Annotated in this window: 7 protein-coding genes, 1 tRNA gene, 1 rRNA gene and 2 pseudogenes; 6 read left to right on the top strand and 5 right to left on the bottom strand. The window is 61.7% G+C overall.

The window, feature by feature from the left end:
• Positions 1 to 380, bottom strand: a pseudogene (locus BLP73_RS18745) (transposase); the annotation flags it as partial.
• A 46-nt stretch (positions 381 to 426) separates the two neighbouring features.
• Here BLP73_RS18745 and BLP73_RS20030 point away from each other — a divergent pair.
• Both BLP73_RS20030 and BLP73_RS19230 read left to right on the top strand, forming a co-directional pair.
• Positions 427 to 843, top strand: a pseudogene (locus tag BLP73_RS20030) (WapI family immunity protein); the annotation flags it as partial.
• 113 nt (positions 844 to 956) lie between these two features.
• The gene (locus BLP73_RS19230) at positions 957 to 1,889 is read left to right on the top strand and encodes a hypothetical protein (RefSeq protein WP_139166041.1); all 933 of its coding nucleotides are present in this window, start codon (positions 957 to 959) and stop codon (positions 1,887 to 1,889) included.
• Between the two features lie 62 nt (positions 1,890 to 1,951).
• Here BLP73_RS19230 and BLP73_RS19955 read toward each other — a convergent pair whose 3' ends face one another.
• Positions 1,952 to 2,074 (bottom strand): hypothetical protein, encoded by a 123-nt coding sequence (locus tag BLP73_RS19955; protein ID WP_281179952.1) that lies wholly within the window; start codon positions 2,072 to 2,074, stop codon positions 1,952 to 1,954.
• Between the two features lie 54 nt (positions 2,075 to 2,128).
• On the opposite strand from BLP73_RS19955, the gene BLP73_RS18730 reads away from it, so the two are divergent.
• Entirely contained in the window at positions 2,129 to 3,118 is a 990-nt protein-coding gene (locus BLP73_RS18730) for an MBL fold metallo-hydrolase (RefSeq protein WP_090748506.1), read from the top strand.
• Between the two features lie 24 nt (positions 3,119 to 3,142).
• Here BLP73_RS18730 and BLP73_RS18725 read toward each other — a convergent pair whose 3' ends face one another.
• Entirely contained in the window at positions 3,143 to 4,003 is an 861-nt protein-coding gene (locus BLP73_RS18725; protein WP_090748497.1) for a hypothetical protein, read from the bottom strand.
• Between the two features lie 334 nt (positions 4,004 to 4,337).
• Between BLP73_RS18725 and BLP73_RS18720 the strand changes: the two genes are divergently transcribed.
• The 3 genes from BLP73_RS18720 to BLP73_RS19850 are packed head-to-tail and all read left to right on the top strand — an operon-like array spanning position 4,338 to position 6,393.
• Positions 4,338 to 4,661 (top strand): hypothetical protein, encoded by a 324-nt coding sequence (locus tag BLP73_RS18720; protein WP_139166040.1) that lies wholly within the window; start codon positions 4,338 to 4,340, stop codon positions 4,659 to 4,661.
• Positions 4,658 to 5,677 carry a recombinase family protein gene (locus BLP73_RS19855; protein ID WP_245686762.1) on the top strand — a complete coding sequence of 340 codons (1,020 nt, stop codon included), beginning with the start codon at positions 4,658 to 4,660 and terminating at the stop codon, positions 5,675 to 5,677. The genes BLP73_RS18720 and BLP73_RS19855 overlap by 4 nt, the downstream gene beginning before the upstream one ends.
• The gene (locus tag BLP73_RS19850) at positions 5,674 to 6,393 is read left to right on the top strand and encodes a hypothetical protein (protein WP_245686763.1); all 720 of its coding nucleotides are present in this window, start codon (positions 5,674 to 5,676) and stop codon (positions 6,391 to 6,393) included. The genes BLP73_RS19855 and BLP73_RS19850 overlap by 4 nt, the downstream gene beginning before the upstream one ends.
• Here BLP73_RS19850 and BLP73_RS18710 read toward each other — a convergent pair.
• Positions 6,350 to 6,426 (bottom strand) — tRNA-Met (locus BLP73_RS18710). The two genes, BLP73_RS19850 and BLP73_RS18710, sit on opposite strands and share 44 nt — an antisense overlap.
• A gap of 57 nt (positions 6,427 to 6,483) precedes the next feature.
• Positions 6,484 to 6,598 (bottom strand): 5S ribosomal RNA (rrf, locus tag BLP73_RS18705).
• Positions 6,599 to 6,676: the final 78 nt, after the last annotated feature.

Below are 6,676 nucleotides of genomic sequence, written 5' to 3'. Positions count from 1 at the left end.
GCTTACCGGTGTCTTCAGCCATGCGTAGAACCCGCTCGGCTGGATGCGCAGGCACCGGCACATCGCCCGAACCCAAAACTGGCCCCGATGCTCGGCCACGAACGCGTATCTCACTTTGCATCCCTGGCGAAATACGCGGTGGCCTTTTTTAAGATGTCACGCTCCTCGGACACCCGCGCCAGCTCCCGCTTCAGTCGCCGGATCTCGGCATCCTTCTCTGTGTCACCCGACACTGCCTTCGCGAACTTGCGCTTCCAGGCATAGAGCGAGTGCGTGCTCACACCGAGCCGCTCCGAAACCTCCTTCGCCGGATAACCCCGTTCCGTGATCTGCGCGACAGCATCGCGCTTGAAGTCGTCAGTGAAATTCCCCGTGCCCATCATGGCCTCCTTGCCTCAAAGTTAGCGAAGAAGGCGTCCACGAAACATGGGGCTATTCAATACGATAACGCACGTCATCGATGAGCCGCCGCATCTTACGATCGGTCCACTCATGATCTGGATCCACAGGCGCGAGTTTCCTTTTGTCGATGACTGGTGTGAGCGGAACTGGCTTATGTCAACATGCTCGTTAAGGGTTGGGTCGAAAAGCTTCGCCCTGTCAGGCGCCGATGCAGCATCAGACGAGCTGTCCCATCTGCTAGAAACCCTTCAGCAACTGCGGGACGGAGAAGTCCAGACCGTCGGGTATTATCCTTCATCTCAGACCGTGCTGATCGATATTGAGCAGGTGGACACTGATCACTTTGCGCTGGTCCTTACGCATCTCAATGGGAGTCGGGTCGCATGCGATGCAACTCGATTGGACGTTGAACGATGGATCTTCGAGCTTCAGGGGATCCTGCACATCTTTCCGCGCATATTCAGTGAAACCCCGATCGGCCAGCCCTACGTGTCGCCCCGATGCCGGAGCACGTCGCCCCCAAGCTTGACCAAACAACTTTATAGAGAGCTTCCATGTCCAAGTTTGCCAGACGTCTGCATGCCTCTCGCCTTACCGAGGGAAGCGTCGACTCCAACGCGTGGTTTCGCGAGCTGCTGCGCCTTTGGCGCCCATCTGGGGCGACGTCAGAGAAGGATGCGGAAGGCCGGATTTCCTCGCTTCGCCTTGCCGTGCGCGATGGCTATCTCAGCTTCTACGGGGCGGGTCAGCAGATCGCCAAGGTCAAATGCACTGAGCGATCGTTTCATGAGGAAGTGCATCGCAAGTATCTTGAGCCCGACCAGCCCAAAGGCGGGGATTATGTGCGTCCCGCGCCACCAGCAGATGATGCGGCGGCCGGTATACTTGCAAATCGTGTGGCCACGGCGGCCGCCAGGCACGGACGCGAGAAGCTTTTCGTCGATGAAGTCATCGCTGCTAATCCGGATGTCTTCGATCTTGAGGTCGCCCTGACGCTTACCAGACCCGAGGCGGCAAGACCTGTCGCTGTCCGCCTCGACCTTGCGACGCTGGAACCACACCAAGATGGGTGGAGGATCGTGCTGTGGGAAGCGAAAATGGCTAATGACGGTCGCGCCAAGTCCCTCACAGAACCAAAGACGATGGCTCAGCATCGTGGCTATTCCGAGTGGCTGCAGGACGAGGCGAATGCCGCAGCTCTCATCGCGGGCACCAGGGAGGCGTGCAGACTGCTGGTTCGCCTGCGTGAGCTTGCCATCTATGCCGGGCAAATCGATATGCCCCCCTTTGGAAAGGGCATTGTCGCGACCGGTGGCAACAGTGGTACGCCGCTGACCCTCGATCCGAAGGTGCGTTATGTGATCGACGCTCGCGAGGACACGCGGGGCACGTTCATCGGCAACGGGCATGATTCCAAACTGCGGGATCTTGCGGGACACGTCCAGGTGATCGGCAAAGGCAATCCACTGAAGCTCGACGCGCTTTGACCGTATCGGTCACCGTCCATAGAGGGACTGCGGAGATTGGCGGTTCCTGCATCGAAATCAAGTCAGCCGCAGGACAGCGGCTGATCCTCGACGCCGGCAAGCCGCTCGACGCACCGCAGGATGCCAAGGAGCTTTTGCCAAAATCTCTGGATCGAAGCGCGTACGCGACGGTTGTAATCTGCCATCCTCATCAGGATCACTAGGGTCTGATCAACGAGTTGCCCCTTTCCTGGTCGGTGATGACGGGCGTGGCCTCGGCCAAATTGATCGCCATCACGGCGAGGCTGGCGCGGCAGCCTTTGAACCGCGAACTGGCCACCTGGGGAAGCCGGGACGGCTTTCAGGTAGGCAGCTTCCGGATCAAGCCTTTTCTGACAGATCATTCGGGCTACGACTCCTACATGCTTTTGGTCGAGGTTGACGGGCGTCGTCTGCTTTACAGTGGGGATTTCCGGATACACGGCCGAAAGTCCGACCTGGTGCGACGAATGATGCAGAACCCGCCCTGTGATCTGGATATGCTGATCCTCGAGGGGACCAACCTAGGCACCGAGAAGCCCACCATCACGGAAGCCCGGCTCGAGGATCAATTTGTCGACTTGGCCAAGCGAACTTCCGGACGCCTGTTCGTCTGCTGGTCCGGACAGAATATCGACCGGACGGTGACCCTCTACCGTGCTGCCAAGCGCAGTGGGCGCACGCTGGCCATCGATCTCTACACGGCCGAAGTTTTGGACACCGTCGCCCAGGGCACGAAGTTGTCCAGGCCGGGATTTGACAATCTGAAGGTGGTTTTCACCGCCGGGCTACGGCGTCACTACATCCATAACGGTCATGAGGACTTCATCGACAGGATGGTCGAGCACGGCATCGGTGTCGCGAGACTGGAAGGCAGCAACCACATAGTCATGGTGCGCGACGGGTTGGTGAGGGACTATCGGGCCAAGGGCGTGACGCCGACCGCTGCCGATGCGTTCAGCTTTTCGATTTGGAATGGCTATCTTGCCAAGCCAAGCGAGACACTGAACTGGTTCCAATTGGCAGACAGCCATGTCCAGCATCTGCACACCAGCGGACACGCGTCATCAGCCGACCTTCGTGCTTTTGCGAAAGCCATGGATGCCTCCTTGATATTGCATGTCCATGGCAGCAAATGGGATGTCGAACAGGATGGTTTCAAACGGATAGTCCGGCTTGCGGATGCTGAGACCTATTCGCTGCCAGATTGATCTAATCGGTGGCATACCCTAACGTCACGTCGTTGTATCGCCGTAGCGCAGCCCACAATCCGGTGTCGCTTGGATCTGAGCGATCATTCCCTGCATGAGGTTTTCCAGCGTTTCGTTTCCTGTCGCTGCAGCGTCGTCACGCGTCTGCAACATCGCCCGCAGGAAATCGTCCCAAGTGATGATCTGCAGCACCAGCCGCTCACCGACATTTCTGATCTGCTCGAGGTGGTGGGTTAAAAGTTGCGACAGAAGTGATTTGTCGGTGAATTCCGATGGGTCGTTCCAGATCTGTTCCATGGCTTCGGGATTGTCCAGCCGCAGATCCTTGCGCGTCCGCAGGACGGCGCCAGACGGCACCAGATAGATCATCCCGACATGATCTTTCCTTCCGCTCACCATCTCTTCGAGTGCCGCAAGCGTGCAGTATTTGAGATACTGCTCGATTGAGGTGCGCGCCTTCAGCTTCATCTCCATCATCACGATGGCATTGTCGGAGACATACAGCCCGTCGTGCTGCGTGAACTGCCGCGGCGCAAATTTTGAATGACGCGCCCCGACCTCCCGCCCGAGTGTGCGGATCCTGCCAGCGGGACAGATGTCCAACGGTGCGAAGAACACGTCAGCAACGAAAGAAGAGGGAGCAATGGCCAGAGCGATCTCCAAGACCTGATTCAGAAGTTCTTCCTTTTTGATGATTGTCGGCCGCCATTCAGCATACGCCTGCCCCCTGCTGTAGAGCGACTTGCCCCCCGCCAGCCGTTCCTTCGGAACGAAAAATCCGGCGCCGTCCGGGGTTGGCTGCCGCTTGATAGGCTTGAGGCCGATCTTGTCCGGCGACCAGTAGATCTGCTCCAGGTTATCAAGAACTTTGTCGTTCCAGTGCATAGTGCGCTCCGCCGTTGGAGGAATACCTGCATGTGACGTCGAAGGCCTTCATGTGTCTACGGCTTCCGGATCGATAGGACGTCAGAATTTTGGACTGAGCACCGACGGCCGCTTTAGGAGCAGAGCAGCATGAGAACCCGGGCGTGCGACTGTCCGCAATGGGCCGCCTCCGGCCACCGCGGTCTGGCCTGCACGCGACAGCCTTTCGTATCCGCTCCAACCTGTCGCCTCTAGAGCCCTTAGCTGAACGGCCCCTTCAGCTCGAACATTTTCATACTTTTTCGTTGTTTGTCGGACTAGTGGGAGTGTCATGCGTCGTTTGGAGGTGATTCGCATGACGGAGAGAAGCTTTGAGGCTCGTGTGAGCGAGCGTGTGGCGCGGATCACGGAATGCGTGCCACTAAAGCGGCAGGCGCAGCTGCGTTGGCCGGAGCGGATCCACCTGGTGCGGGCCTTCGCGGCACGGCGGCTGATGAAGGAGGACCAAGAGGCGCAGGAGAGACGGTGCGAAGCGCGGGGGCTTGATGCGGGCGCTGGCCGTTCCCACCCTTCTCCTCATCCCCTGCTGCTGGACCTGGCGCGCCTTATGGGCCGGGCGGCGGCGGAGGCCGACATCCTGACGCAACGCCGCGCATCGGAAGAGGGAGAGCCCGCATGAACCGCCCTCTTCGCGCCCTCATTTACGCCCGCTATTCCAGCGACCTGCAATCCGCCAGCTCGACCGAGGACCAGATCCGGGTCTGCCGCCGGCTCTGCGAGGCGCAGGGCTGGACGGTCGTCCAGACGATCGAGGATGCGGCGATCAGCGGCGCCTTGCATCTGCGTCCCGGCTTTCAGCGTTTGCAGGAGGCGGCGCGGGACGGGGTCTGCGATGTCATCGTGGCCGAGGCGCTGGACCGTCTGTCGCGCGACCGGGAGCATATGGCGGGCCTCTACAAGCGGCTGGCCTATCACGGGGTCAAGATCGTCACCCGGTCGGAGGGCGGAATCGACGAGATACGGGTCAGCTTCGGCGGGCTGATGTCGTCGCAGTTTCTCAAGCAACTGGCCCAGAAGACGCGGCGCGGCCTCGAGGGCCGGGTGATGGCGGGCAAGTCGGGCGGCGGCAATTGCTACGGCTACCGGGTGCGGCGCGGCTTTGCTGCGGGCGGCGCGGTGATCACCGGCGAGCGGGACATCGACGATGCCGAGGCCGCGGTGGTGCGCCGGATCTTCGCGGATTACGATGCCGGCCTTTCGGCGCGCTCGATCGCGGCGGCTCTGAACGCGGAGGGCGTGGCCCCACCCCGCAGCGGCGGCAAGGGCTCGGGCAGCTGGGGCTTCTCGACGATCCAAGGCAACTGGCGGCGCGGGACGGGGATCCTGAACAACGAGCTTTATGTCGGGGTGCGGGTCTGGCAGCGGCAGAGCTTTGTGAAGGACCCGGACACGGGCAAGCGCCAGGCGCGGCTGAACCCGCCGGAGATGTGGGTGACGACCGAGGTGCCGGAGCTGCGGATCATGGACGCGGCGCTCTGGGACCGGGTGAAGACGCGGCAGGCCGGGATCCGCAGGGCGATGAACCCGGCCGGGGTCAATGATCCCCCCCCCCGAGGCCTGAACGTGCAAGGCGGCCGGATTACCTGCTGTCGGGGCTCGTGCGCTGCGCGTGCTGCGGGTCGGGATACTCGATGATTAACCGGACGCGCCTCGGCTGCAGCGGCGCGCGCAATCGCGGTGCGGCGGTCTGCACCAACCGGGCGACGATCCGGCGCGAGGAGCTGGAAGAGCGGGTTCTGGGCGGGCTGCGCGACCGGCTGATGCATCCGGAGCTGGTCGCCGCTTTCGTCGAAGCCTACCGCCTGGCCTTCAACGAAGCGGCAGGCCGGCGCAGCGGCGATCACGATGCCGCCCGCAGGGAGCTGGCGCAGATCAAGGCGAAGATCGCGGGCCTCGTGACGGCGATAGAGGACGGGATGTATCACCCCTCAATGAAGGGGAAGATGGAGGCGCTGGAGGCACGGCAGGCACGGCAAGCAGAGCTGACCAAGATGCTGGCGGAGACGCCAGAGCCCCCTGCCCTGTGGCTGCACCCGTCCTTGGGAGAGCGCTACCGCCAGGAGATCGCGCGGCTGGCCGAGGCACTTCAACGGCCTTCGACGCGGCCCGTGGCGACCGGGATCCTGCGGGGCCTGATCCGGGAGATCCGGCTGGTGCCTGAGGCGGCTGCGCCGGGCGGTCATCACGTGGAGCTGGTGGGCGAGCTTGCCGGGATCCTGAGCCTTGCAGAGGGCGCTGCGGGCGGGGGGCGAGCAGACATGCAAAAGCCCCGGCGTTCGGCCGGGGCTGATGATGAGTCTATGACGATGGTTGCGGGGACAGGATTTGAACCTGTGACCTTCAGGTTATGAGCCTGACGAGCTACCGGGCTGCTCTACCCCGCGCCATTGGTGTCCTTGATCGGAAGTGACGTCGTTCGAGAGAGATGCGTTTCTTTCCAGGTCTGGCGGTGACCTACTCTCCCACGTCTTGAGACGCAGTACCATCGGCGCAGCGGCACTTAACGGCCGAGTTCGGGATGGGATCGGGTGTTTTGCTCGCGCTAGGGCCACCAGACCGGGAAAGAAACGCTCAGCGTGCGGGGCCTTTCGGCGCCCGCGTGTTGTCCAAGGATGTTCCTGGGAGGAAGTCAGG

The sequence above is a fragment of the Paracoccus tibetensis genome, from assembly GCF_900102505.1.
GTDB lineage: Bacteria > Pseudomonadota > Alphaproteobacteria > Rhodobacterales > Rhodobacteraceae > Paracoccus > Paracoccus tibetensis.
Note: the sequence above shows the minus strand (reverse complement) of the source record. Positions and strands in the feature narration are given on the sequence as shown.

What these genes read in the sequence shown, in the direction of transcription:
- BLP73_RS19230 (WP_139166041.1), top strand. Translation starts at nt 957, where the DNA reads ATGTCCAAGTTTGCCAGACGTCTGCATGCCTCTCGCCTTACCGAGGGA.
- BLP73_RS19955 (WP_281179952.1), bottom strand. Translation starts at nt 2,074, where the DNA reads ATGGCAGATTACAACCGTCGCGTACGCGCTTCGATCCAGAGATTTTGG.
- BLP73_RS18730 (WP_090748506.1), top strand. Translation starts at nt 2,129, where the DNA reads ATGACGGGCGTGGCCTCGGCCAAATTGATCGCCATCACGGCGAGGCTG.
- BLP73_RS18725 (WP_090748497.1), bottom strand. Translation starts at nt 4,003, where the DNA reads ATGCACTGGAACGACAAAGTTCTTGATAACCTGGAGCAGATCTACTGG.
- BLP73_RS18720 (WP_139166040.1), top strand. Translation starts at nt 4,338, where the DNA reads ATGACGGAGAGAAGCTTTGAGGCTCGTGTGAGCGAGCGTGTGGCGCGG.
- BLP73_RS19855 (WP_245686762.1), top strand. Translation starts at nt 4,658, where the DNA reads ATGAACCGCCCTCTTCGCGCCCTCATTTACGCCCGCTATTCCAGCGAC.
- BLP73_RS19850 (WP_245686763.1), top strand. Translation starts at nt 5,674, where the DNA reads ATGATTAACCGGACGCGCCTCGGCTGCAGCGGCGCGCGCAATCGCGGT.